Annotated in this window: 28 protein-coding genes; 27 read left to right on the top strand and 1 reads right to left on the bottom strand. The window is 49.1% G+C overall.

Features of this window, described 5'->3' with window-relative positions; genetic code table 11:
• The first annotated feature begins 2 nt into the window (after nucleotides 1-2).
• The 26 genes from mtaB to ACZ481_RS13595 all read left to right on the top strand — a co-directional run bounded on the left by mtaB (nucleotide 3) and on the right by ACZ481_RS13595 (nucleotide 23,614).
• Nucleotides 3-1,328 (top strand): tRNA (N(6)-L-threonylcarbamoyladenosine(37)-C(2))-methylthiotransferase MtaB, encoded by a 1,326-nt coding sequence (gene mtaB, locus ACZ481_RS13720; protein WP_464765934.1) that lies wholly within the window; start codon nucleotides 3-5, stop codon nucleotides 1,326-1,328.
• 100 nt (nucleotides 1,329-1,428) lie between these two features.
• Entirely contained in the window at nucleotides 1,429-1,776 is a 348-nt protein-coding gene (locus ACZ481_RS13715) for a histidine triad nucleotide-binding protein (RefSeq protein WP_464765933.1), read from the top strand.
• A gap of 95 nt (nucleotides 1,777-1,871) precedes the next feature.
• Entirely contained in the window at nucleotides 1,872-2,048 is a 177-nt protein-coding gene (rpsU, locus tag ACZ481_RS13710) for a 30S ribosomal protein S21 (protein WP_021167731.1), read from the top strand.
• 20 nt (nucleotides 2,049-2,068) lie between these two features.
• Nucleotides 2,069-2,521, top strand: coding sequence for a GatB/YqeY domain-containing protein (locus tag ACZ481_RS13705; RefSeq protein ID WP_464765932.1), 453 nt, complete (start codon nucleotides 2,069-2,071; stop codon nucleotides 2,519-2,521).
• A gap of 734 nt (nucleotides 2,522-3,255) precedes the next feature.
• A complete protein-coding gene (locus tag ACZ481_RS13700) occupies nucleotides 3,256-4,560 on the top strand; it encodes an NfeD family protein (protein WP_464765931.1) in 1,305 nt (434 codons plus the stop codon).
• Nucleotides 4,561-4,578: 18 nt separating this feature from the next.
• Nucleotides 4,579-5,580, top strand: a complete 1,002-nt coding sequence (floA, locus tag ACZ481_RS13695; RefSeq protein ID WP_464765930.1) for a flotillin-like protein FloA — start codon at nucleotides 4,579-4,581, stop codon at nucleotides 5,578-5,580.
• Nucleotides 5,581-5,591: 11 nt separating this feature from the next.
• Nucleotides 5,592-5,978 (top strand): hypothetical protein, encoded by a 387-nt coding sequence (locus tag ACZ481_RS13690; protein ID WP_464765929.1) that lies wholly within the window; start codon nucleotides 5,592-5,594, stop codon nucleotides 5,976-5,978.
• Nucleotides 5,979-6,079: 101 nt separating this feature from the next.
• Nucleotides 6,080-7,591 carry an ATP-binding protein gene (locus ACZ481_RS13685; RefSeq protein ID WP_464765928.1) on the top strand — a complete coding sequence of 504 codons (1,512 nt, stop codon included), beginning with the start codon at nucleotides 6,080-6,082 and terminating at the stop codon, nucleotides 7,589-7,591.
• A gap of 69 nt (nucleotides 7,592-7,660) precedes the next feature.
• On the top strand, nucleotides 7,661-7,936 hold the full coding sequence (gene yqfC, locus ACZ481_RS13680) for a sporulation protein YqfC (protein WP_464765927.1): 276 nt from the start codon (nucleotides 7,661-7,663) through the stop codon (nucleotides 7,934-7,936).
• Nucleotides 7,926-9,143 (top strand): sporulation protein YqfD, encoded by a 1,218-nt coding sequence (gene yqfD / locus ACZ481_RS13675; RefSeq protein WP_464765926.1) that lies wholly within the window; start codon nucleotides 7,926-7,928, stop codon nucleotides 9,141-9,143. Before yqfC ends, yqfD begins: the two co-directional genes overlap by 11 nt.
• Before the next feature lie 23 nt (nucleotides 9,144-9,166).
• A complete protein-coding gene (locus ACZ481_RS13670) occupies nucleotides 9,167-10,117 on the top strand; it encodes a PhoH family protein (protein WP_464765925.1) in 951 nt (316 codons plus the stop codon).
• A 45-nt stretch (nucleotides 10,118-10,162) separates the two neighbouring features.
• Nucleotides 10,163-12,361 (top strand): HD family phosphohydrolase, encoded by a 2,199-nt coding sequence (locus ACZ481_RS13665; RefSeq protein WP_464765924.1) that lies wholly within the window; start codon nucleotides 10,163-10,165, stop codon nucleotides 12,359-12,361.
• Nucleotides 12,312-12,767 carry an rRNA maturation RNase YbeY gene (gene ybeY / locus ACZ481_RS13660; RefSeq protein ID WP_464770633.1) on the top strand — a complete coding sequence of 152 codons (456 nt, stop codon included), beginning with the start codon at nucleotides 12,312-12,314 and terminating at the stop codon, nucleotides 12,765-12,767. The genes ACZ481_RS13665 and ybeY overlap by 50 nt, the downstream gene beginning before the upstream one ends.
• 9 nt (nucleotides 12,768-12,776) lie before the next feature.
• Nucleotides 12,777-13,124, top strand: coding sequence for a diacylglycerol kinase family protein (locus ACZ481_RS13655; RefSeq protein WP_464765923.1), 348 nt, complete (start codon nucleotides 12,777-12,779; stop codon nucleotides 13,122-13,124).
• 12 nt (nucleotides 13,125-13,136) lie between these two features.
• On the top strand, nucleotides 13,137-13,529 hold the full coding sequence (locus ACZ481_RS13650; RefSeq protein ID WP_464765922.1) for a cytidine deaminase: 393 nt from the start codon (nucleotides 13,137-13,139) through the stop codon (nucleotides 13,527-13,529).
• A 6-nt stretch (nucleotides 13,530-13,535) separates the two neighbouring features.
• Nucleotides 13,536-14,429, top strand: a complete 894-nt coding sequence (gene era / locus ACZ481_RS13645; RefSeq protein ID WP_464765921.1) for a GTPase Era — start codon at nucleotides 13,536-13,538, stop codon at nucleotides 14,427-14,429.
• Nucleotides 14,430-14,621: 192 nt separating this feature from the next.
• Nucleotides 14,622-15,206, top strand: a complete 585-nt coding sequence (locus tag ACZ481_RS13640) for a DUF502 domain-containing protein (protein ID WP_464765920.1) — start codon at nucleotides 14,622-14,624, stop codon at nucleotides 15,204-15,206.
• Complete coding sequence (locus tag ACZ481_RS13635) at nucleotides 15,190-16,563, top strand: hemolysin family protein (protein ID WP_464765919.1); 1,374 nt, start codon at nucleotides 15,190-15,192, stop codon at nucleotides 16,561-16,563. The genes ACZ481_RS13640 and ACZ481_RS13635 overlap by 17 nt, the downstream gene beginning before the upstream one ends.
• Before the next feature lie 52 nt (nucleotides 16,564-16,615).
• The gene (locus tag ACZ481_RS13630) at nucleotides 16,616-16,813 is read left to right on the top strand and encodes a hypothetical protein (RefSeq protein WP_464765918.1); all 198 of its coding nucleotides are present in this window, start codon (nucleotides 16,616-16,618) and stop codon (nucleotides 16,811-16,813) included.
• Complete coding sequence (gene recO / locus ACZ481_RS13625) at nucleotides 16,804-17,547, top strand: DNA repair protein RecO (RefSeq protein ID WP_464765917.1); 744 nt, start codon at nucleotides 16,804-16,806, stop codon at nucleotides 17,545-17,547. Before ACZ481_RS13630 ends, recO begins: the two co-directional genes overlap by 10 nt.
• Before the next feature lie 60 nt (nucleotides 17,548-17,607).
• Nucleotides 17,608-18,039, top strand: a complete 432-nt coding sequence (locus ACZ481_RS13620; RefSeq protein ID WP_464765916.1) for a DUF4342 domain-containing protein — start codon at nucleotides 17,608-17,610, stop codon at nucleotides 18,037-18,039.
• A 171-nt stretch (nucleotides 18,040-18,210) separates the two neighbouring features.
• The gene (locus ACZ481_RS13615) at nucleotides 18,211-18,798 is read left to right on the top strand and encodes a PAS domain-containing protein (protein ID WP_464765915.1); all 588 of its coding nucleotides are present in this window, start codon (nucleotides 18,211-18,213) and stop codon (nucleotides 18,796-18,798) included.
• A 374-nt stretch (nucleotides 18,799-19,172) separates the two neighbouring features.
• Nucleotides 19,173-20,048, top strand: a complete 876-nt coding sequence (gene glyQ / locus ACZ481_RS13610; protein ID WP_464765914.1) for a glycine--tRNA ligase subunit alpha — start codon at nucleotides 19,173-19,175, stop codon at nucleotides 20,046-20,048.
• 3 nt (nucleotides 20,049-20,051) lie between these two features.
• Nucleotides 20,052-22,115 carry a glycine--tRNA ligase subunit beta gene (gene glyS / locus ACZ481_RS13605; RefSeq protein ID WP_464765913.1) on the top strand — a complete coding sequence of 688 codons (2,064 nt, stop codon included), beginning with the start codon at nucleotides 20,052-20,054 and terminating at the stop codon, nucleotides 22,113-22,115.
• A gap of 33 nt (nucleotides 22,116-22,148) precedes the next feature.
• Complete coding sequence (locus ACZ481_RS13600) at nucleotides 22,149-22,793, top strand: helix-turn-helix transcriptional regulator (RefSeq protein WP_464765912.1); 645 nt, start codon at nucleotides 22,149-22,151, stop codon at nucleotides 22,791-22,793.
• A complete protein-coding gene (locus ACZ481_RS13595) occupies nucleotides 22,790-23,614 on the top strand; it encodes a pyruvate, water dikinase regulatory protein (protein ID WP_464770632.1) in 825 nt (274 codons plus the stop codon). Before ACZ481_RS13600 ends, ACZ481_RS13595 begins: the two co-directional genes overlap by 4 nt.
• 46 nt (nucleotides 23,615-23,660) lie before the next feature.
• Here ACZ481_RS13595 and ACZ481_RS13590 read toward each other — a convergent pair whose 3' ends face one another.
• The gene (locus tag ACZ481_RS13590) at nucleotides 23,661-24,146 is read right to left on the bottom strand and encodes an LptA/OstA family protein (RefSeq protein ID WP_464765911.1); all 486 of its coding nucleotides are present in this window, start codon (nucleotides 24,144-24,146) and stop codon (nucleotides 23,661-23,663) included.
• 171 nt (nucleotides 24,147-24,317) lie between these two features.
• Between ACZ481_RS13590 and ACZ481_RS13585 the strand changes: the two genes are divergently transcribed.
• Complete coding sequence (locus ACZ481_RS13585; RefSeq protein ID WP_464765910.1) at nucleotides 24,318-25,316, top strand: deoxyguanosinetriphosphate triphosphohydrolase; 999 nt, start codon at nucleotides 24,318-24,320, stop codon at nucleotides 25,314-25,316.
• The last annotated feature ends 158 nt before the right edge of the window (nucleotides 25,317-25,474 follow it).

The raw sequence follows: 25,474 nt of genomic DNA, 5'->3' as shown, positions 1-25,474 counted from the left end.
TTATGGCGCAGGTGGCGTTTACAACACTGGGCTGTAAAGTAAATCAGTTCGAAACCGAAGTAATGGAAGGGCTGTTTAAAAACAAAGGCTATGAGGTTGTGTCCTTTACGGAACAGGCCGATGTCTATGTTATCAATACCTGTTCGGTAACCAATCTGGGGGAAAAAAAATCCCGGCAGCTTATTCGCCGGGCCAGCCGCCTGAATTCGTCGGCAATCATTGCCGTTGCCGGCTGCTACTCGCAGGTTGCCCCCGGACAGGTAGCTGCTATTCCCGGCGTCGATGTTATTGTGGGCACTCAGGACCGGGCCCGCATTGTCGAACTGGTAGAGGCGGCTGCTGCCAGCCAGCGCACCGCCCAGATTAACGCGGTTACCGATATTATGCAGGCCAAAGAATTTGAGGATATACCGCTCTTTTCCAAACCAGGCCGAACCAGAGCTTTTCTTAAGATTCAGGAAGGCTGCACAAATTTTTGCACCTACTGTATCATTCCTTATGCCCGCGGTCCTTTGCGCTCCCGGCCACTTGCCAGTATTGCCGCCGAGACGGAAAAGCTGGTCGCGGCCGGTTTTACTGAGATTGTTCTTACCGGTATCCATCTGGGGGCCTTTGGCCGTGATTATCCGCCTGCAGACGGGGTGGCAGTAACCCTTGTCGATGCCGTGCAAACCGTGCTGGCAGCCGGCGGCAGCAGACTGCTGCGGCTCCGGCTGGGGTCGCTGGAGTCGATTGAGGTGTCGGACAGGCTAGTGGCTTTACTGCAAACCGAGCCGCGCCTTTGCCCTCATCTTCATTTGCCGCTGCAAGCGGGGGATAACCGGATTTTAAAAGCCATGAACAGGCATTATACTACAGGTGAATATCACGCGTTAATTGCCGGCATTAAGGCCCGGGTGCCGTCAATTGCCATCTCGACGGACATCATTGCCGGTTTTCCCGGCGAGACAGAAGAAATGTTTGCCAATACGCTGGCCTTTGTCAATACGGTGGACTTTGCCAAAATTCACGTATTTCCCTATTCGCGGCGTACAGGGACACCGGCCGCTGACTTTGCCGGTCAGATAAGCGAGGCGGAAAAGAAACAGCGGGTCCAGCGCCTGCAGCAGCTTGCCGACAGGCAGGCAACCGCCTTTAACCGGTCATTCCTTAATACCAAGCTTGAAATATTGTTTGAGAACAAGGAAAACAAGGGGGTAATTTCCGGCTTATCGAAAAACTATCTGCGTGTCTATGCCTGTGGCGGACCGGCTGATATTGGCAGAGTTGCCCCCGTACTGCTGAAGCAGATACAGGCCGACGGGCTGTGGGGTGAAATAATTGAATAAAATTCAATTGCTTACCATATTTTCGGCAGGAATTTGGCCGGTCAGGCAGAATATTTTATAGAGTAAATGTATATTACTATCTACTGCGGGGGGAGTACCTATGCAGCAGGACTGTGTATTTTGTAAGATTGCGGCTAACGAAATTCCTGTAAAAGCCATTTATGAAGATGAAGATCTTATCGCCTTTCCCGATATAAATCCGGTTGCCCCTGTACATATACTGGCAATACCCAAAAAACATATTGCCAGTATCCTTGAGGCCACGCCGGATGATGCCGCACTGCTTGGGCGGCTGATGTCGGCAATACCTAAGATTGCGGCAGTTGCCGGCTTAACGGAAGAGGGCTTCCGTACCATCATCAATACGAAAGACAATGGTGGACAGACCGTGTATCACCTGCACCTCCATATTCTTGGTGGACGTTTTATGACTTGGCCACCAGGTTAATATTGACAGTATTCCTTGTTTTAGTGTATAATAGATAGGTGTATGTATTCAAATACACTTCCTCGTAATGGTTCTAGTGGAGGGAGGGAGATCAGATGTCTGAAGTTAAAGTAGGCAAAAATGAAACGCTTGACAGCGCACTCCGCCGGTTCAAGCGCACTTGCCAAAAAGCCGGGGTTCTTGCGGAAGTAAGAAAACGCGAGCATTATGAGAAACCCAGCGTAAAACGTAAGAAAAAATCCGAAGCGGCTCGTAAACGTAAGTTTAACTAGTTTCGGAGGTATCAATTTGCATGTCTATTAAAGACAGGTTAAACGAAGATATGAAGCAGGCCATGAAGGACAAAGAAGCCGGCAAGCTCAGGCTTTCTGTTATAAGAATGGTACGTGCCAGTATCAAAAATGTAGAAATTGACAAAAAGAAAGAACTTGCTGAAGAGGAAGTTCTGGACGTACTGGCTAAAGAAGTCAAAATGCGCCGGGATTCGATCGAGGAGTTTAAAAAAGGTAACCGTCCTGATTTGGTGGAAACCATTGAACATGAAATCGACATTCTGATGCAGTACCTTCCTGAACAACTGAGTGAACAAGAAGTACGCGTTCTTGTAGCCGAGGCTGTTACAGCGGCACAGGCTGCGAGCGCCAAGGATATGGGCAAGGTTATGGCTGTACTGATGCCAAAAGTGAAAGGCCGTGCTGACGGCAAACTGGTAAACAGTGTTGTAAGGGAGTTCTTAAATCAGTAGTACAGATTAAATCCGGCGTTAACAGCGCCGGATTTTTAGTTTAGCCATTGTCTTTCGTTCTGCCAAACCAGCAGGGCCCAGCGCGCCTAGCATAAATAAATTCATGTTTTTTTCGCAGGGCGAGGCGAAGGATGCTAACTGATTCAGCAAGATCTGCGATAAATGAAGCCGGTAGGTGATGGTTCTCTTACTACTTGCGCGGGCCGCGCATATCGGACATATGTAAGGCGAAGACAACGCAGCAGGGCGGCAGGATGCGCAAACTTCCTGGGGTTTGAGAGAGATGAATTACTAGCAGTCTTATATGCTGACGAAAAAAATAAGACAAGCAAGGCTTGTCTTATTTCAGTTAGTGAAGCAATATTCGATTTAGATTAGTTATATTGCAAAATAGGAAAGATATACATTAGTAGAGTTAAATTGTGGAATGCTATGATTTGTAATTTATAAGCTACTGCAAAAATGGCAACATCAATTGCGGCAGATACAATAATGACATGTTTTAGGTTAGCTGTAAATAGTGCTGTAAAGAATGCTGTATACGCTTCACTAGACTATATTAAGACAATAACATACACGAATCGACAAGTCAAGGGTTTTAGAATAAGTAATAATTTTCAAACTTTCGACATATAAGATTTGTTTAAGCCAAAAACAGGAATGCTGGCAATTGTTGCCGAATAAACTAATAGCAAATTATAAATGGATAATCAAACTGCGATTGAGGTGAGTCTATGCAGCATAGGGTTTATCGTAACGTGCTACTACTATTCATTGTGTGCCTATTGTCCCTGTTTACTAGCCACAATCCTGCAAGGGCCGAGGCCGGACCTGTCATCAGCATATCGATAAAGGGGGAAATAAATGGCGGTCAGGCAGCGCTTGTGCGCAGAGCCATGGCTGATGCCCGCAGTAAAGAGGCGCAGGCTGTTCTGGTTGAGCTTGATACTTTTGGCGGGCTGGTGGACGCAGCGGTCAGCATCAGGGATATGATTATTGATTCACCGGTGCCAACAATCTGCTATGTAAAAAACCGGGCCTGGTCTGCGGGGGCACTTATTGCTATAGCGCATAAACATATTGCGATTGCGCCAGGCGGCAGTATTGGCGCAGCTGAGCCAATACCCACAACGGAAAAAACAGTAGCTGCCGTAAAAGCTGAATTTGCGGCGACCGCAAACCGGACAGGAAGAGATCCTAAAGCAGCCGAAGCGATGGTGGATAAATCCCTGGGCTATCCGGGCTATGCCGAGCCTGGCCAGATTCTGGCCCTGACCGACTATCAGGCGGCAAAGGTGGGCTATGCAGACATCGTGGCCCCGGACCGGGAAACTGTATTGGCCAATTATGGCCTGGCAGGGGCAGAAGTGCTGGAATATACCCAGGGCTGGCAGGAAAAGCTGGCAGGGTGGCTGTCTGACCCGACGGTAAAATCATTTTTAATGTCAATCATATTTTTAGCCATATTGGCTGAAATTAAAACTGCCGGTTTGGGTGTGGCAGCTCTCATTGGGTTGGGGGCGGCGCTTCTGTTTTTCGGCAGTCAGTGGATTACCGGCATTGCCGGCTGGCTGGAGATTGTCCTGTTCATTGGCGGCATAGGGCTAATCCTGTTAGAGCTTTACACACCCGGTGCCGGAATATTTGGTATTATTGGCATTATTGCCATTTTTGCCAGCCTGTTTTTAACGCTGGGGGCCAATGCTGCCGCGATTAATATGCTGGCTATCAGTTTAATTATTGCCCTGGTATTATTCCTGCTGATTGTAAGGCGTTTGCCTTCCAGTAAACTGTGGGAGCGGCTTGTCCTGAAGGATGCAGAGACGAAAAGTGCCGGTTTTAGCAGCAGTCAGGACTACAGCCTCTATCTGGGCAAAACAGGAATAACGTCAACAGGGCTGCGGCCTGCAGGAACCCTGATTATAGAAGGCGTTCAACTTGACGTTGTATCAGAGGGTCAGTTTATTGAACCCAATACTTTGGTTAAGGTGGTGAGTGTAACCGGAAACCGTATTGTTGTCCGACCTGCAAATACTTAAAAATTAGGAGGTAATCATTTGACAGCTTTAATTGGTAGTGTGCTTGTAGTAGCCCTGGTGATCATTGTTATTAGCATTTTCCTGCATTTTGTTCCATTGGGTCTGTGGATTTCGGCGCTGGCGGCCGGGGTCAATGTTGGTATCTTTACCCTTGTAGGCATGAGACTCCGGCGGGTGCCGCCCGGTAATATCGTACTGCCTTTAATCAAAGCCAATAAAGCCGGCCTGGCTGTAAATGTCAATCAGCTTGAGGCTCATTACTTAGCCGGTGGTAATGTTGACAGGGTCATTGATGCCTTGATTGCCGCCCATCGGGCCGAGATTCCCTTGCCGTTTGAGCGTTCGGCCGCGATTGACCTGGCCGGCCGGAATGTACTGGAAGCCGTGCAGATGAGTGTTAATCCCAAAGTAATTGAAACCTCGTTTGTCTCCGCAGTAGCCAAAAATGGTATCGAGCTTAAAGTTAAGGCCCGGGTCACCGTAAGAGCCAATATCGACCGCCTGGTGGGTGGTGCCGGTGAAGCAACTATTCTGGCGCGGGTTGGCGAGGGTATTGTTACCACCGTTGGTTCAACCGATGACCACAAAGAGGTACTGGCGAACCCTGACCATATTTCGCGCACTGTTTTGACAAAAGGTCTTGATTCAGGCACTGCCTTTGAGATTTTGTCAATTGATATCGCTGACGTTGATGTGGGCCGCAACATTGGCGCCGAGCTTCTGACCGACCAGGCCGAAGCGGAAAAACGCATTGCTCAGGCGAAAGCCGAGGAACGGCGGGCTATGGCGGTGGCCCAGGAGCAGGAAATGCGCGCCTTTACGCAGGAAATGCAGGCCAAGGTTGTAGAAGCCCAGGCTGATGTTCCTAAAGCCCTGGCAGTTGCTTTAAAAGAGGGGCGTATGGGGGTCATGGATTACTATAACATGAATAATGTGCTGGCAGATACCCAGATGCGGGAAACCATTGCCAAAGCCGGCCCGGTCGACCTGACGCCCAATACTGATGAACCCCGGAAGTAGGCGGTGAACATATGGATTTATTAGTGCCGCTGCTGTTAATGCTGGTAATGTATCTTTTACCGGAATTGTTGAAACGACGAAAACAGCCCAAAGACTATGAATACCCTGATATCCCGGAAGAGGTCCCGCAACCGGTAGACATAAAGCCGGCGGAAAGCAAAAGCAAGCCGCTGCCGCAAGCACCGGCTTATCAGCCGGAACCGGCGCCCAAAACCTGGGTTATACCGCCAAAACCGGTGCCTGTGGCAGCAGACGTACCTATACCTCATGTTCCAGAGCCTGCTTGCGCCTGGAACGGCAAGGTTACGCCGCAGATGGCGCAAAATGGCCTGATTTTTGCAGAAATCATTCAGCCGCCCCGCGCTTACCGGCCAATTTGGCGACAGTTTAATAAGTAATAAATTGACTGAAAAACAGGGAAAAATACCCCCTGTTTTTTTTTGTTGTTTTGACACACACTAACAGCACGAATCAATTTATTGAACAAGGGGGCAAGCATATGTCAGAATACAAAGGACGCCTTACTTATGCGAAAGGCACTTATATGGAATTTGTCGTTGCTCCTAACCAGGATGTGGACTTTGGTGATATTTTAGTTGTCGAAGGTAAAAATGACGACCGTTTTTATATCCGGGCTTATGACTTTAAAATAAAATCCCGCTGGTCCGGAATGAATGGAGTCAGCTATTTAATGAGCAAGCTTGATGAAAATGGACAGATCGCTAATCAGGAAGAGCTTGATTTTTATCTGGGTGGCAATCATACTGTAAAAATAGGGATAGCCGAACAGCTTTGTTATTCGGATGCTATGGGGCAGCTGTTCAATCCCAAAACCTGTCCGGATTTTTTCTGTGAAGTCCGGGGGTTAGCCGCCGATGACACAGCCTTACTCAATGAAATGAAAGGCGACCTGGAAATCGGCTATTTAAAAAGCGGCCGGGAAGTTCTGAAACTGCCTGTCGGTATCTTCGGTTCCAAAGCGATAACCGAACATATTGGCATTTTTGGCACAACCGGTTCCGGTAAAAGCAACCTGGTCAAAGTTCTGTCCAGTTCCATTATTGACAGCGAAAACTATGGCCTGCTCATCTTTGACGTTCATAATGAATATTACCGTGATTTATCGCTGCATCCCCGGGTTAACGACCGGTTGGTGGTGTATAATACCAACCCTGAATCAACCAGGCCGAATGTACGCAAACTGGCATTAAATTATAACGAGGTGGAACCTGAGGATATTACCGCCTGTGCAACCTTCAGCGAACCGCAGCTTGATGCCATTTACAAATTGTCCTCCGTCTGGCAGGAACGCTGGATGGATTATATTTTGCAATATGAAACCGATGATATCATTGAAGAAATAGCCGGCTGTACCGGCCAAAAATTTCAGGCGCGGACAATCAGCAAAATCAAAAGTATTTGCTGGAATTTGGAACAGGAGTTAAACATTAACGAGGAGACTGATGATGCGGCCGGTATGACGGCAATTGGCCAGATGCTGTCCGATTTAGAACAAGGCAAAGTGGTATTGGTGGAACTTAAAAATATTTCACCGGTGGGTGAGCAGGCCTTGTCGACCTTATTGTCCAAAAAAATGCTGTTGCATTACGCCAATAAATCGGAAGCGGAACGCTCCGTTGCCAAGCCGGTCTTAATTGTACTGGAGGAGGCGCACCGCTTTTTGGGGAAGAAGGAGCAAAGCACGCAAAATGTTTTCGCCCGGCTTGTCAGCGAAGCCCGGAAGTTTAATATCGGCTTATGTGTTGTTGACCAGCAGCCGCGCATGCTGGCTGACAAAGTGCTGTCCCAGCTGAATACCCTGTTTATTCTGGGGCTGGCCTCCAAAGCGGACCGGGGCAAGCTGGAGGCCATGTGCCGTAAGGATATTCTGCAGCAGCGGAATGAGATAAAAAATCTTGATTGCGGCGAGCTGATTGTTGCTACAAATTATATGAGGTTTGCCGCCCCGGTAAAAGTGCATAAGTTTGATGAATATTTAAGCCGCTGTTAATTACTCCCCCGTTCATGTACTAATGGGCCTGCTCTTAGGCATACATTTGTATATGAGGGGGGATTTTTCATGTCGCGCCGAAGAAGAAAATTGCAGTCACTGGCCGGTTTGCTTGAAATACCGCAGGATATAGTGCTTGATTTGCCGCGGATAACCATGCTGGGGAATAAACAATTGCTGGTTGAAAACCATAAAGGGATCATTGAGTATACCCCTTCACTTGTCAGGATTAAACTGAATCAGGGCGAACTGTTCGTGGCCGGTGAAGACCTGACTCTGGGAAATTTGCAGGCCGAGCAGATCCTCGTAGAGGGTGTGGTGCGGGAGGTTAAATATGATATTTAATACCAAATACCTGCGCGGCGCTGTGAAAATACAGATAACAGGCATGATCCCGGAACGGTTTATCAACCTGTGCATGGCCGAACAAATATTATTATGGGGTATAACTAAAGTTGACGATGACTTAATTGCCTGGATCAGCCTTGATGATTTTTTTAGAATCCGCCCGCTGGTTTTGCGGAGCAATACCCGCATCCGGGTTTTATCGCATCGTGGTTTTCCTTTTGTGATAAAACGGGCTAAAAAAAGAAAAATGCTGATGGCCGGCGCGGTCCTGTTCATCGTTTTGCTGAATATCATGGCTTCTTATGTTTGGTTTGTTGATATTACGGGCCTGAAAAATATGCCGGAGAGTGAAATCAGGCAGGTTGCCAGCGAATACGGTCTAAAACCAGGGGCGGTTAAAAGCGATGTTAATACGAAAACAATTGAACGGGAAATATTATTAAATATACCTGAAGTAGCCTGGGTAGGAATCAACTTTACCGGTACGCGGGCCGTTATTGAAATCGTTGAAAAAACAATGCCCAAGCCGGAAGCCAAAACACCGGCCCATATCGTAGCCACAAAAGACGGTGTGATTACCGAAATCATTGCCTTAGCCGGCCAGCCGGCAGTAAAAATAGGCGATACGGTAAAAAAGGGAGATTTACTGATTAAGGGCTTTATGCCTGAACCGACGGCACCGACTGCGGTCGAAGGCCAGCCGCCTGTCATTCATGTGCCGCCGGAGCTTATCCGGGCGAAAGGGATTATCAAAGCCCGGATCTGGTATGAAAGCTATGCGGAAGCGGAATTGGCACAAAAAACCGCGGCCCGCACCGGCAACCGGCAGGCTGAGGTTACCCTAAAAATCGGTACAAGCGAGCTAACGTTTAATGCCCCGTCAGCCCGGCCATTTCCCGAATCGGAATGCGAGATTATACATAAACGGCTGCCGCTATGGAGGAATAGTGAGATTGCTGTCGAATCAACTATAAAACTATACTATGAGGTTAACTCCAATGTGACAATACGATCTTTGGCAGAAGCAAGGGATGAGGCCCAGGCCAAAGCGCTGCAGCTGGTACAGAATATTATCCCGGAAACTGCCCAGATATTGTCACGCAACTATGAAATATTAAAAACACCGGAAGAGAACATCATGCGGGTGAAAGTGAATGTGGAAACAATTGAGGATATTGGGCAAACTATAACTATTTCCCAATAGCTGAATTAGGGGGCACTACTTATTTGGAAAAGCGGATTAGCTTTGCCGACACAAAAGAAGCCGTAGCTGTTTTAGGCAGAAATGACGAGCATCTGGGGTTGATTAGCCAACAGTTTGCCAGCGGCATAACCGCCAGGGGAACCGAAGTGGTTCTTGACGGAGAAGCCGCCGAAGTTGAGCGAATTACACGCGTGTTTAACGAACTGATCTATTTATACCGGGAAGGCAATCCGGTAACAAGCCATGATGTGCGGTACAGCCTGCGCCTGATCATGGCCGGCCAGGCCGATTTTCTCCACCAAATGTTTGCTGATACCGTGCTGGTAACAGCCCGGGGCCGTCATCTTAAACCGAAAACTCTGGGCCAAAGTCAGTATCTGGCGGCCATCCGTCACAATGACATAACCTTGGGAATAGGACCGGCCGGAACCGGGAAAACTTATCTTGCTGTGGCAATGGCAGTATTTTCCTTAAAAAACAAGCATGTGGAAAGAATCATCCTGACCCGGCCAGCAGTGGAAGCCGGTGAAAAACTTGGTTTTTTGCCTGGTGATTTGCAGGAAAAGATTGATCCGTACTTACGGCCGTTGTATGATGCCCTGTATGATATTATGGGGGTCGAAACGGTACAAAAGTATATGGCGAAAAACATAATTGAGGTGGCCCCGCTGGCCTATATGCGGGGGCGGACGCTGGAAGATGCTTTTATCATTCTGGATGAAGCGCAAAATACAACGGCCGAGCAAATGAAGATGTTTTTAACCCGCATGGGCTTTGGCTCAAAAATGGTTGTCACCGGTGATATAACCCAGATTGATTTGCCCAGAGGCGTGCAGTCAGGACTTAAACAGGCCCAGGCTGTGCTTGCGCAAACCCAGGGGATTGCAGTGCTCAGTTTGAACGAAAGCGATGTAGTAAGACATGAGATAGTCAGCCGAATCATCCAGGCTTACGCACAATACAGTCAAGAGTAAGAACGTCTATTCTGCCATGATGCATATGGGGTGAATAGATGTTGTATGGAGTTGAAACAGATGATGTCGGTACATAACAGATTGCGTCAATTATTTGTTCAGCCAGGCAGCCTATATGCCCGGCCAATGGTACGCAGGATCATGTTGCTGGTGCTTTTCTTCGCCCTCTATATGCTGTCTTTGTCGACCGATTTTATTCCGGACAAAGTATCGCTGCAAATTGGACAAGTGAGCGACCGGGATGTAATAGCGCCAAGAACAGTATCTTATGTGGATAACGCCAAGACGAAAAAGCTGGAAATGGAAGTTATGGCCAGTGTGGCCAATGTATACGATCTTGATGTCGCTGTCATGGCCAAGGCGGAAGAGGATGTCAAGGCTATTTTTCATGTGGCCCGGCTGATTCAGGCCGATAAAACCAAGGCAGCCTACGAACAAAAAGTAGAGCGGCTCACGCACGAATTGCCCTTGACGCTGTCCAGTTCCGTAGTGGCCGGTCTGGCGAATCTCGATGAGGACGGATTGGCCAAAACAGAGAATTATACCAAGGCAATCCTGAGCAAATATCTGCAGCGCGGCATCCGGGATGATGACCTGGATATTGCCCGCAAGCAGGTAGTGCTGGAAGCAGAGGAACTGGGGCTTGGTAAAAATGCGGAAGCCGTAGTGGCCGGCATTGCCCAAACCCTGATCCGCCCGAATTTTATCCTAAATGTGCGTGAGACAGACAAACGCAAACAATCAGCCCTGGCCAATATTGAATCTGTCCGGGAAACCGTCAAAAAAGGTCAGGTATTGGTCCGGCGGGGCGACGTGGTAACCGCCGAACAGATCCATGTCATGGAAGAACTGGGCTTATATGCCGGCAATGTAAGTGAAGTACGGATTCTGGGGCTGGCAATTTATGTGTTGTTAATCATGGGTATCTCGCTGGGGTACCTGTATAAATTCGCTTTTCGGGTCTATGAAAACGACATGCATTTACTGTTGCTGGGTTTGATTATCCTTGTTACGATGCTGATCGGCAAAATGGCTCATTACTATTCTGACTTTGCCGCGCCGGTTGCCGCCGGTGCCCTGTTAACGGCTATCCTTATCGACAGCCGGGTAGGGCTTGTAATCAGTGTGATTATGGCCATGTTTTTTGGCGTAATTGTTGACCATGATTTGCGAGCCGTCGCTGCGGCCCTGGTTGGCGGTATGGCCGGGGTGTACAGTGTGACTAAAATGTCGCATGGTTACAGTCTGATTAAGGCCGGGATCTCCATTGGCGCGATTAATTTTCTGGTTATTGGCTCTACCGGACTTATCCAGCAGCTTGACGGCACCGTCATTTTGGTACAATGCCTGTTTGGCGCCATCAGCGGCATTGCCGCCGCTGTAATCACTACCGGGCTGCTGCCGTACCTTGAACATGCCTTTAACATCACCACCCCCATTAAATTGCTCGATCTGGCCAAACCCAACCATCCGCTGCTGCAGCGCCTGTTATTGGATGCACCGGGGACCTATCATCACAGCGTCCTTGTCGGCAATCTGGCGGAAACAGCTGCGGTTACGGTCGGGGCCGATCCGGTCGTTGTCCGGGTAGGTGCCTATTACCATGATATCGGCAAAATCAAAAGACCCTATTTTTTTATCGAAAATCAGGCCGGCTGTGAAAATCCCCATGACAAGATTGCGCCTTCACTGAGCACCTTAATTGTCACTTCCCATATTAAAGACGGACTTGATCTGTGCCGTGACTACAAACTGCCGCAGGTCATAACCGATATTATTGAGCAGCATCATGGTACCACGTTAGTCTCCTATTTTTATAAGCGGGCCACGGAAAACGAACATGGCGAATGCATGATGGAAGACGATTTTCGCTATGAAGGTCCGGCACCCCAGTCGAAGGAAGCCGCCCTGGTTATGCTGGCTGATGCCTGCGAGGCGGCTGTGAGGTCAATTAACAAACCTAACGTGAACCGGATTGAGGCTACGGTCCGCAAAATAATCCGTGAGCGGCTGCAGGATGGTCAATTGGATGACTGCAATCTGACTTTAAGGGATCTTAAAGTCATTGGCGATGTATATATCAGATTACTGTCCAGTATGTTCCATACCCGGATTGAATACCCTGAAGCGTTAAAAGAGCTGGAAAGGAGAAAGTCCAAGAATGGAAATAGTAATAAGCAATCAGCAGGAAAAGATGACAGTAACGCCGGCAATGGAACAAATGCTGATGCAGGTCCTAAATAAGACGGCTGAGGTATATGGACTGGAGCCCCGGGCAGAGGTCAGCGTTGTCCTGGCAGATGATGCTTATATCCACAGTCTGAATCGCCAGTATCGCGGTAAAGACACGCCTACCGATGTTTTGTCTTTTGCTATGAATGAACCCTGTGCCGGTGAGCAGGAACCGGCAATTGCCCAAGCGCCGGCTGAGCTTGAAATCCTGCTTGGCGATATCATTATTTCCCTGGACACAGCTGCCCGGCAGGCAGAGGAATTTGGTCACAGCCTGGAGCGGGAACTGGCTTATCTCACCGTTCATGGTATGCTGCACCTCCTGGGGTATGACCATGAAGTACAGGCCGATCAAGCGGAGATGCGGCAGGAAGAAGAACATGTTTTAACCCAGTTGGGGATCACCCGGGATTATTAGCGAAATTTTATGCGGGTATTATCTGCCTTTAAATATGCCCTAGCCGGTATTATCTACTGTGTCTGCCGGGAACGCCATATGCAAATTCATCTGACTGCTGCCCTTGCGGCCCTGGGTTTAGCCTGGTGGCTGGATTTTAGCCTGCTGGAACAGGCTGTTTTATTGCTGACGATTGCCGGTGTCATTACCGCCGAAATGGTTAACACCGCGATTGAAACGGTCATGAATAAAATTTCACCTGAATTTCATCCTCTGGCCAGGGTCGCTAAGGATGTGGCGGCCGGCGCCGTGTTAGTGCAGGCAATCGCGGCCCTGGGCATTGGGGTTGTTTTATTCGGGGGAAAACTGCTGAAATAGGTGGGGAACATAATGGAAGAGCTTGTTAAGAGAGCTTGCAAGGCCCGGGAGAATGCCTATGCACCCTACTCCAATTTTAAAGTAGGAGCGGCTGTTTTGGGAACAAGCGGCCGGATTTACAGCGGCTGCAATATTGAAAATGCCGCCTATGGCTTGTCGAACTGTGCTGAACGGACAGCTGTATTTACAGCCATCTCCGCCGGGGAAACGGGAATTGCGGCCATAGCCGTTATCGCCGACACACCGGAGCCGGTAGTGCCGTGTGGTGCCTGCCGGCAGGTAATGGCTGAGTTTAATATCGAGAAGATTATTTTGGCAAATATAGAGGGCCGGCAGCGAACCTATACCCTGGCGGAGCTGTTGCCCTTCCCTTTTACCAACAGCGATTTTGAGAAAAGACGGTGACAAGTATTGGATAAGGAAAACTATAAATCAGGTTTTGTAGCCGTGATCGGCCGGCCTAATGTCGGTAAGTCAACACTGATGAACAATTTAATCGGGCAAAAAGTTGCTATCATGTCTGATAAACCACAAACGACCCGCAATAAAATTATGGGTGTTCTTACTCAGACCGATGCGCAAATTTTGTTTATAGATACCCCGGGCATCCATAAGCCCAAGCATAAGCTGGGCGAGTATATGCTGAAGGAGGCCGAAGGCTCGCTGCGTGAGGTTGATGTTATTCTGTTTGTTGTTGACGTCACCGCGGAAATGGGACCGGGCGAGCGGTATATTCTGGAGCAGCTGGCCAATGTCCGCAGCCCGGTCATACTGGCTGTTAACAAAATAGACCGGATTGATAAGCCAAAACTGTTCGCTATTATTGAAAAATACACCTCCCAGTTTTCCTTTGCGGCCGTAGTACCGATCTCGGCGTTGGACCATACTAATTTTGCCGGTCTGATTGCTGAGATCAAGAACTTTCTTGAACCAGGGCCCCAGTATTATCCGGAGGATATGATCACCGACCAGCCTGAACGCCTGGTTATTGCCGAACTAATCAGGGAAAAAGTGCTGCATTTGACCAAAGAGGAGATCCCCCACGCCATTCTTGTTGACATTGAGGAAATTGTCACCAGAGCCAATGACAATCTGTACGTCAGAGCTGTCATCTATGTGGAGCGTGATTCACAGAAAGGCATTGTGATCGGTGCCGGCGGGCATCTGCTGAAAGATATAGGCCGGCTGGCCCGGGCCGACATTGAGAATCTATTAGGCTCGAAAGTTTATCTGGACCTCTGGGTCAAAGTCAAAAAGGACTGGCGTAACCGGGCCAATGTATTAAAAAGTCATGGTTTTGATTAACCTGCGGAAAGACCTGGTACAAGCCGGGTCTTTTTTTCGTCTGCCAGAATTATAAATAAATTCTGTTGACATAAGAAAGACTAGGCTTCTGCCGTCGTCCCCCAGGACTCGGCACAAGCCTAGTCTTTTCTTATTTATTGACCAAAACGTTGCTTAATGGTATCATTTGTAAGGAGGGGTGAATTTTAATTAATGAAGTGGTTTTATAAGTATTTTGTAAATGGTCTGATTGTTATTGTGCCGATTGCGCTTACGGCAGTTGTGGTCATTAACATCTTTGCATTTACAGAGCGGTTGCTGGGGCAATACCTGCCGGTTCATTTTCCCGGTTTGGCACTGGCGGTTGTTTTGTTTTTAATTGTGTTTATCGGCTGGTTATCCTCGCACTGGGTCTCCAAAAGGCTAATTGGTTATTGTGAGCGAGTGGTAGGTTCGATACCTGTAGTAAAATTTATTTATAATAGTGTCAAACAAATATCAACAGCCGTATTTGAATCACAAAAGCTATTGGAAAATGCAGTGCTGGTTCCTTATCCCCATCCCGGTGTGAAGGCACTCGGCTTTGTGATGCCGGATCTATCGGAACCGCTGGCCGCTAAGTTTTCCGAAGAGCATGTTTGCGTATTTGTTCCCATGAGCTTAAACCTGACTGCCGGCTTTAATATTATCTTACCAAAGCGGGATATAATACCGCTAGAGGTAACGAGCGAAAGTGCACTGCAATATGTTATTACAGCCGGTGCCATCATGCCCCGCTGTAATGATTCCAACAACTAGGGAGAGATGCGTTATCGATTCGCCTTCATTTAGTTTTATTAAACTGGGGGCTGCCATTTTTCTGGTTTTACTCAACGGTTTTTTTGTCCTGGCCGAGTTTTCACTCGTTAAAATCCGCAAGACCAGACTGGAAGAGCTGGCTCAGCAGGGGAATGCCAATGCCAGGCTGGCGCTAAAAGTGGTCGCTGCTTTCGATACCTATCTGGGGGCTACCCAACTGGGCATTACTGTGGCCTCCCTGGCCCTTGGCTGGCTGGGCGAACCAGCAATCTCAGCATTATTAGAGCCTGTTTTCCGCAATTACCTGCCACTTTCGGAGTGGGTGATAACCGCTATCAGCATGGCAACAGGCTTTATTATTATAATCTTTTTCCATATCGTACTCGGTGAACTTGTGCCCAAATCAGTGGCTGTTCAGCGGGCAGAACAGGTGGCGCTGGCCTGTGCGTGGCCATTGTATATGTTTCATAAGCTTGGCTACCCGGTCATTGTATTGCTTAACCGTACGGCCCGATTTATATTAGGCTTACTGGGGATGAAAACTGTCAATGAAGCGGATCTCACCCATTCGGAGGAAGAATTAAGAATGATCGTGAGTGCCAGCCATCGCGGCGGTGTGCTCAATCAGGTGGAAAGTGAGCTTATAGACAATGTTTTTGACTTTGCCGACCGGCTGGCCAGAGAAATTATGCTGCCCCGTCAGGACATGATCTGTCTGTTTGCCGACGATACCTTTGAAGAAAACATGAAGGTTGTGCGCGAGACCGGACACACCCGCTATCCCTTATGTGTCGAGGATAAAGATCATATTATCGGCATGATTCACATCCGCGACCTCATGGATTTAGACATGATTTCCCATAGTGAGCGTGATTTAACATCCGTCGTTCGGGAGATATTAGTAGTACCCGAAGGAATGTCTGTGGCCCATCTTTTGCAGGTCATGCGGCGAAAGCGCACGCATTTGGCCGTTGTTGCCGATGAATATGGCGGGACTGCCGGTTTGGTTGCCCTGGAGGATGTACTGGAAGAGATTGTCGGCGACATTCAGGATGAACATGATGCAATCGAAGATATCGAAATTCAGCGCCTGGCTGACGGGAGTTATGAGTTTGACGGCCGGGTGCTTTTGGATGATGTAACCGAACTCCTGAATATCCGTTTGGAAGAGCATGATGAAGATACCCTGGGCGGCTATATATTTGGGTTGTTAGGCCGCCGACCGGAAACCGGCGACAAGATAAGTATTGGCGATTATTCCTTTGAGGTGCTGCGGGTCAATGGTTTCAGGATTGTAAGAGTCAAGGCTGTGCCGCTTCTTCCCTTGGAAATAGAAGAAGGGGTATCGTCAAATTAAATAAGCTTGTGGCTGATCCTGCCTGTCAATAAGAGTGAAGGGGTGATGTCGAGTGTTATTACGGGAAACCATGTGGGAGATTTTTTTCAGTACCGGTAATATCGATGCTTACCTTACCTACCGTGCCTGTCTGAATCCCGATGCCAGCCAGCTTGAGTCAGCAGGTGACGAAACCGTGGAATTATTAACTGTACCAGAATATCATTGGCATAACTTATTACGTGAGTTACGTGAGGTCAGATGGCAGTAGAGTATCAAACGGAAGCCATTCTGTTGGCGGCGCGCGATTGGGGGGCTGCCGACAGAATGGTCACTTTGTTTTCCCGCGAATATGGAATCGTTACTGCTATGGCCTATGGGGCGCGTCAGCCGCGCAGCCGCCTGAGTGGCGGACTGCAGCCGTTTTCCCATTTGCAGCTGTCCATAGCAGCAGGCGGCAAAGGCCTGGACACCATCAGGCAATGCCAGGTGCAAAGCGCATACCGGCCAATCCGGGAAGATTTGACCAGATTAGCCTATGCCAATTTTATTGCCGAACTGACAACCGGGCTATGGCCGGAACGCCAGGCGGAGCCGGCGGTGTTTGATACACTGTTAACCATCTTGCAGCTGCTTTCAGACCGCAATCCCCGCATTGCCACCCTGGCCGGGGCCTGGCATCTCCTGGTGTTTGCCGGCTTTCAGCCGGAATACACGCGTTGTGTTCGCTGCGGCCAGGCTTTGCTCCTGCCTGTTTATTTCAGCTACCCTGATGGCGGCAGCGTATGCAAGACCTGCGAGCCAGCCGGCGTACCGGCCTTTGCCCAGTCTGACAAAGATTTGTTGGACAAGTTGTTAACTATGGATTTAACTCAGCCGGGGCAGTTTGCCGTTAATTCCCAAATACTGGCCAGTGCTGAACGCTTGTTATATGGTTTTGTCAAATACCAGTTGGAACGGCCGTTAAAATCTTTGGACTTCATCAACAGGATTAATAGCCTGTAGCGCGAATAACCGCGGGGTAATCAGGGGAAGCTAACCCAAAATTATTGGGGGTTATACAAAATGGAGATTACTTTAGAAAAAATTGATATGGTCCGTGAACGTACAGGGGTATCTTACCGGGAAGCAAAGGCGGCTTTGGAGCGCAATGCCGGCAATGTGATTGAAACACTCATTGAACTGGAAGATAAAAACAAAACCAACTGGACAGAAGAATTCTCGGTACGTTCGAGTGAAGTCATCGACAAAGTAAAAGAACTGATCCGCGAAGGCAATGTCAATAAAATCCGTGTCAAGCATGACGGGCGGGTATTGGCTGAAATACCGGTGGCACTGGGGGCTATCGGCGCGGTGGTATTGCCGCAGCTTGCCGCTTTGGGCGTACTGGTTGCGGTGTTTAAGCGCTGCACCATTGAAGTAGTGCGGCAGGGGCAGGAAGATGCCAGTCAGGAAGAAAGGGAACCGGAAGCGGATAAATTCCCCCGGGATATATAGTAAGGTTGACAGTAAAACTGAAAAGCAACACCTTTTGCCCTAAAGACTTGGCCCAAGCCAAGTCTTTTCTTATCTGAAAATCAGTAGCCGGCCAGGGGCCGGCGGCAGGAGAAAAAGAGGAAAATGTTGAAAATATTGTAAACTGATGCTTGACAGGGAAGGATGTGTATAATGCTCGGTTTATTGGAAGATAATGAGTTTTTTAAAACCTTGTTTCAAATCATTCCCGCCGGAATCGTTCTGGCAGATGCAGAGGGTTTTGTGCATGCGATCAATCCCGAAGGGCGGAGGATGTTTTGTGTGGCGCCCTTTACCGAAGAGCCGCTTCGCCGGGGCGGGGACGTGCTGCAGTGTGTTAATGCCAAAAATGGCTGCGGTTCTTCCGTCAACTGCGAAAACTGTATTCTCAGGACCAATGCGGTGTTAGCCATTAATGGACAAACCGTTTCCCGGCAGAAAGGCAAATTTGTCGCCGTCAAGAATAACGAGTTGACAGAATTTATCTTGCAGGTAACGGCCGCGCCGCTGGTGTACAGGCAACATCAACTAGCTATTCTGATCATCGAAGATATATCTTTAATTACCGAGCTTGCCGGACTCATTCCCATTTGCTCATCCTGTCATAATATCCGGGATGAGAAAGGGGAATGGGTCACAATCTCAAAATATATCCGGGAGCATTCGGAGGCGGAACTGACCCATGATTATTGCCCTGACTGTTCCCGGCGGCTGCTGTATAAGCGAGCAGCAGGTAAATAGCAAGGAGCCCCTTGATTTTCCTGGATTTCCATGATAAAATTTTGAGCATTGGATACTATAGCTAACAAAGCTATTGTATTTACGAGCAACTGTCAGAATAAAGCAATGCGGGAATAAGTAACCTTCAGCACAGCGAACCGGGGATGGTGGAAGCCTGGTAATCAAAAGGTGAAAGGCCTTCCCAAGCTGCAGGAGGAAATGGCGGGAACGGCCAGCCGAGCCGGTCCCGGCAGAGTAAAACCTGTAATACATTAAGGCGGGTCGTTTACAACGGCCAAGCAGGGTGGAACCGCGGGAACAGCATCCCGTCCCTGTAACTTGAAGCTAAGTTACTGTGACGGGATGTTTTATTTTTTAGGAGGAGGTCAGACAATATGACATTCCAGGAGATAATCCTGACATTGCAAAATTTTTGGGCCCAGCAAAATTGTATAATCCAGCAGCCTTATGATGTGGAAAAAGGGGCAGGCACGATGAATCCGGCAACCTTCTTACGGGCTCTGGGGCCGGAACCGTGGAACGTGGCTTATATTGAGCCTTCGCGCCGGCCGGCAGACGGAAGATATGGCGATAACCCCAACCGCCTGTTCCAGCATCATCAATATCAGGTGATTATGAAGCCGTCTCCCCCCAATATTCAGGAATTGTATCTGGCCAGTCTGGCTGGGCTGGGAATTGACCCGGCCAAACACGATATCCGCTTTGTTGAGGATAACTGGGAATCCCCGACACTTGGCGCCTGGGGCTTAGGCTGGGAAGTATGGCTCGACGGCATGGAGATTACTCAGTTTACCTATTTCCAGCAGGTGGGCAGTATTGATGTCAAACCGGTATCTGTGGAAATTACCTATGGCCTGGAACGATTGGCCATGTACATCCAGGAAAAAGAAAATGTATTTGATATTGAGTGGATAAAGGGTATTTCTTATGGTGATATTTTTCACCGTAACGAGGTGGAACAATCGTATTATAATTTTGAAATCGCCGATACGGAATTACTGTTTACATTATTTGATATGTACGAACAAGAAGCAATCCGGGTGATTGAATTAGGCTATGTACTGCCGGCGTATGACTATGTCTTAAAATGTTCCCACAGCTTTAACCTGCTTGGCGCCCGGGGCGCTATCAGTGTCAGTGAGCGGACCGGATTTATCGGCCGGGTGCGGAACCTGGCCAGACTGTGCGCGCAAGGCTATCTGGAGCAGCGGGAAAAGCTGGGCTATCCACTCCTGAAAGGAGGCAAGTAAGCCATGACCAAGGATTTATTGTTAGAAATCGGGACCGAGGAAATCCCCGCAAAATTTATGCCCGGGGCATTAGCGCAACTGGAAAAAACGATGATTGCCAAACTGGCCGACCTCAGGCTCAGCCACGCTGAGGTCCGGGCTGTCGGCACCCCGCGCCGGCTGGCGGTCGTTGTAAAAGCTGTTGCTGCCAGTCAAACCGATAAAAACAGTGAGAATAAAGGTCCTGCCGTTAAAATTGCCTTTGACCAAAATGGGACGCCGACTAAGGCGGCCTTGGGGTTTGCCCGGGGACAGGGAGTTGATCCGTCTGAACTTGTCGTCAGGGACGGCTATATTTACGCTGTGGTTCAGGAAACAGGACGTCCGGTGACGGAACTGCTGCCAGGGCTGTTGACTGAGCTTGTAACCAGCCTGTCTTTTCCCAAGAATATGCGCTGGGGTGATCTCGACCTGCGTTTTGTCCGCCCGATTCGCTGGCTAGTGGCATTGCTTGGCAGTGAGGTGATCCCCTGTACGCTGGCGGGGGTTGCCGCCGGCCGGACTACCCGTGGCCACCGGTTCCTGGGGGCGTCATCAATAGCAATACATTCAGTTGCGGAATACACCGACCGCCTCCGGGAGAACTTTGTTATGGTTGATCAGGACGAGCGCCGGCGCATGATTAAAGAGCAGATTGAACAATTAGCGGTAAGCCATGGCGGAACAGCAACCATTGATGAAGAGCTGCTGGAGGAAGTGGTTTATCTTGTCGAATACCCTACAGCCCTATATGGCAAATTCGAGGACAAATACCTCACTCTGCCGCCAGAGGCTATTATTACGCCCATGCGGGAACATCAGCGCTATTTCCCGGTTACCGGCAAGGATGGGAAGCTGCTGCCCCTGTTTATTACGGTCAGAAACGGCGGACCGGACCATATAGATATTGTCCGCCACGGTAATGAACGGGTGCTTAAAGCCAGACTGGCCGATGCCAGATTCTTTTTCGAAGAGGATCAAAAGGTGTCCCTGGCCGGGCGGGTGGAAAAGCTAAAAACCATCGTGTTCCAGGAAGGGCTGGGTACAATCCATGATAAGGTGCTGCGGTTAGAGCAGCTGGCTGCCGGCATCGGCCACATGCTTGCCATCAGCCCCAGCGAGCTTACGGTTGTAAACCGCAGTGCCCATTTAGCCAAAGCCGACTTAGTGACAGGCATGGTTAACGAGTTTACCGAGCTGCAGGGAGTCATGGGCCGGGAATACGCGCTGCTCAGCGGTGAACCCCCGGCTGTGGCGGAGGCTATATTTGAGCATTACCTGCCGCGGTTCGCCGGCGACCAACTGCCCCGGACAACCGCCGGCCGGTTAATCAGTATTGCCGACAAGATCGACAATATTGCCGCCACTTTCAGCCGGGGGCTTGTGCCGACAGGATCGCAGGATCCATACGCACTACGGCGGCAGGCGCTGGGCATCGTCCATATTATTATTGATGCCAGACTGCATATTTCCTTAACCGCCATTACGGAAGCAGCTATGAATTTGCTGGGGATTAACGGCAGTGAACAGCGAACAAAGCTGCTGGCGGACTTGCTGGAATTTTTCCGGCTGCGAATAAAAAACATACTGACAGACGATGGTCTGCGGTATGATTTAATCGATGCTGTACTGGCTGCCGGAACTGACGATATTTATGACACCTGGCTGCGGGCTAAGGCCATGGCGGTTGCCGGTGAGACCCAGGCTATGCAAAAAGCGGTTCAGGCTTTGGTACGGGTAGGTAATTTAGCCAAACATGCCGGTTCTCAGACTGTAGACCCCGGTTTATTTACCACCGAGGCAGAGCATGCTTTGTATAAAGCCTATGTGGAAGCCTATAATGAAATTACGCAATATGAAAAAGAAAAAAATTATGAGAGTATCCTTAGCCGGCTTGCGGCTCTGGCCGCGCCCATTGATGTTTTCTTTAACGCCGTGATGGTAATGGTTGAAGATACGGCTGTAAAAAATAACCGCCTGGCCTTGCTGCAGGCAATAGCCGGCCTGGCAGGCAATACCGCCGATATAACAAAAATCGTAATTGTCTAATTGCCTGCTACGGCAATAAGAGGGGGGCTGTTATTGGGATTATCACCGCGGCAAGAGAAAATTGCTGAAATGGTCAGGACTCTGGGCCCTATTACCGGTGAACAGATTGCCGAACGACTGAATGTAACCCGTGCGGCCCTCAGGCCTGATTTAGCGATCCTGGTAATGTCCGGTATGGTTGATGCCCGTCCGAAAGTAGGCTATTATTATACCGGCAAAAATGCCAGTAACCTGCTTACCGAACAAGTGAGCCGGATAAAGGTGCAGGATGTGCAGTCAGTACCTGTTGTTGTGACTGCCGGCACCAGTGCCTATGATGCTGTTGTAACTATGTTTCTGGAAGATGTCGGTTCCGTGTTTGTCGTGGAGGCAGGGGGAATTTTAGCCGGTGTGGTGTCCCGCAAGGATGTGCTTAAGGTGGCGATGGGGGGGAATGACCTCCATAAGATGCCGGTCAAAGTGCTAATGACACCAATGCCGAAAATTGTTGTAACCTCTCCGGACGAATCAGTATTAACAGCTGCCAAAAAAATCATTGACAATGAGGTGGACAGTCTGCCGGTCGTTTCCTTAAGCGGCCAGGGAAAGGCCTATGAAGTGATCGGGCGGCTTACAAAAACGAATATCACCAGGTTATTTGTTGAACTTGGCGAAGGAAAAGGAGGGGAATTATCATAGCTAAGCTGCCGGTTATTTATGCCTTATCAGATTCGCTCGGGGAAACGGCCGAGATGGTGGCGCGGGCTACAGCCAGCCAGTTTAATACCGGGGAGTTTGATATTATTAGAATCCCGTACATTACCTCGGTGGAACAGATCGCCGAAACCGTGCGGGAAGCGGAAAACCATGACTGCGTAATCTGCCACACCTTGGTTTCCTCTGATTTGCGTGAAGCCTTGCTGGAACAGGCCCAGGCCCATAATATTCCCACAATTGATATCATGGGGCCCATGATTCATGCCGTGCAAAAAGTTACCGGCATGGAGCCGCGTCTTAAGCCTGGTTTAATCCATAAGCTGGACCAGGAATACTTTAAACGGGTCGAAGCGGTTGAGTTTGCCGTTAAATATGATGATGGCAAAAATCCGCTGGGACTGTTAAAAGCCGATATTGTCATTATTGGCGTGTCGCGCACCTCAAAAACACCGCTGAGCATGTACCTGGCGCATAAAAAGGTCAAAGTGGCGAATGTGCCGCTGGTGCCGGAGGCGCCTTTGCCGCAGGAACTGTTCCAGGTGCCGTCGCATCAGATTGTCGGGCTGATTATCGATAAATTCAAGCTGAATGAAATCCGTTCGGAACGGCTGAAAACCATGGGGCTGGCGCCTGATGCCAGTTACGCCAATATCGGGCGGATTCATGAAGAGCTTGATTATGCCCGCTCCATCATGCGCCGGCTGAATTGCCCGGTGATTGATGTCTCCAACAAGGCGATTGAAGAGACGGCTAACCGGATATTGGAAGTAGTGCAAAAAAACAAACTGGCAAAGTGCAAATAAAAAAACAGTCCTGGCAATGCTTTTCATCACGCCAGGACTGTTCTGCTTACAAAAAACTATTCGTATCCACATTATAGCTTACAGAATCGGCCTGCCAACTGCTGTTGCCCTGCTTGACATGGACATTACCTTTAAAAACGGCAACCCTGGTGCGCCAGTTAAAATCGGCACTGTCGGCATTGATGGCGAGGCCTGACCGGGACAGGTTCACCCCGCCGTCAATTTTGGCCTGAGACCTGGAACCATAAACGTAGACACTGTCGCCCGTAAAATGGATATCCCGCTGCTGCACCGTTATGCCGCCTGTTCCCCAGACCTCGAAAGTGGTGGGGTTTACCCGGGCGTGGCCGGCGGTAATAATCCGGTTCCGTACTTCGATATATACATTGCCATTCAAAATATATTGGCCTGATTTAATATCAAAGTATGTATGATCAGCAGTGATAACCGGCTTAGCCGCGGAAACAATGCCTGTAGACAGAATAAACAGTAAAAAAGTAGATAATACTATCAATATTTTATTAAGCTTCATCCTGTTCGCTCCTTTCTATCATTATTATAGCAAATGTTAGCGGAAATTGCCTCTGGCAAAATATGCAGCCAGCCACCGTCTGGCCTGGCAGGCGGTAAATAAGGCCGGTTAGCTGTCACATACAGGCAAATAATGTTATAATACAATTATACGGGGAGGGGGCTTGAGGGTATGAACGTACGCGAACGTAGCGAAGAACTGGAGCTTAGAATTTTGTCCGAATATGCTGCCAAAAGCCAGGCTGCCATGCGGGACAGGGAAGAAGAAAAGTGCGACTACCGCACCGCTTTCCAGCGTGACCGTGACCGTATCATACACAGCAAGTCTTTTCGGCGCCTGAAACACAAAACCCAGGTTTACATATCCCCCGGCGACCATTATCGCATGCGCATGACCCACAGTCTGGAAGTGGCGCAGATATCCCGGACCATTGCCCGCGGGCTGATGCTGAATGAAGATCTAACCGAAGCCATTGCCGTAGGCCATGATGTGGGGCATACTCCGTTCGGCCATGCCGGTGAGTATGCATTACGGGAGCTTATCGGCCATTACAATCATAACGAGCAGAGCCTGCGGGTGGTGGAGTATCTCGAACGGGACGGCCAGGGGCTCAACCTGACGGCTGAGGTGAAAGACGGTATCTTAAACCATACCGGCAGCAATATCCCTTTTACCCTGGAGGGGAAAGTCGTGCGCAACGGCGATCGCATAGCCTATCTGTGCCATGATTATGATGATGGTATCCGCGCCGGTATGCTAAAACCGGAACACCTGCCACTATCGGTAAGCAAAGTGCTGGGAACAAAACCTTCCCATATGATAACAGTGATGGTAGCCGATATTATCACCGCCTCTGCCGGCAAGAACGAAATCATTATAACGCCGCCGGTTAAGGAGGCCATGCATGAGTTCAGGGAGTTTATGTTTAAAAAAATCTATCACTCCGATGAGCTGGAACCTGACCGGAAAAAGGCCAAATACATTGTCAGCAAGCTATTTGACTATTACATCAACCACCCTGGCAGCCTGCCGCAGGAATTTTTGGAACGGGAAAAACAATGGGGCCTGCAGACAGTGGTCGTGGATTATATTGCCGGGTTAACCGATTTGTATGCCATTAAACAATTTGAAAAATTATTCATTCCCGCTACGTGGGGACTATCAAGATAGTTCGCAGAGCTTAAACAGAAGCTCTGCTTTTTTCTCCCCCAGAAACTGGATAGCTAAGAGATAAGAAAATCTATACCCCTAAAGGGCACAGGCGGCTTCTGTCGGCGTCCTAAGGACGTGACACAAGCCAGGTTTTTCTAACCCCATCAGGATTTATA

The organism is Sporomusa intestinalis, from assembly GCF_055383785.1.
Note: the sequence above shows the minus strand (reverse complement) of the source record. Positions and strands in the feature narration are given on the sequence as shown.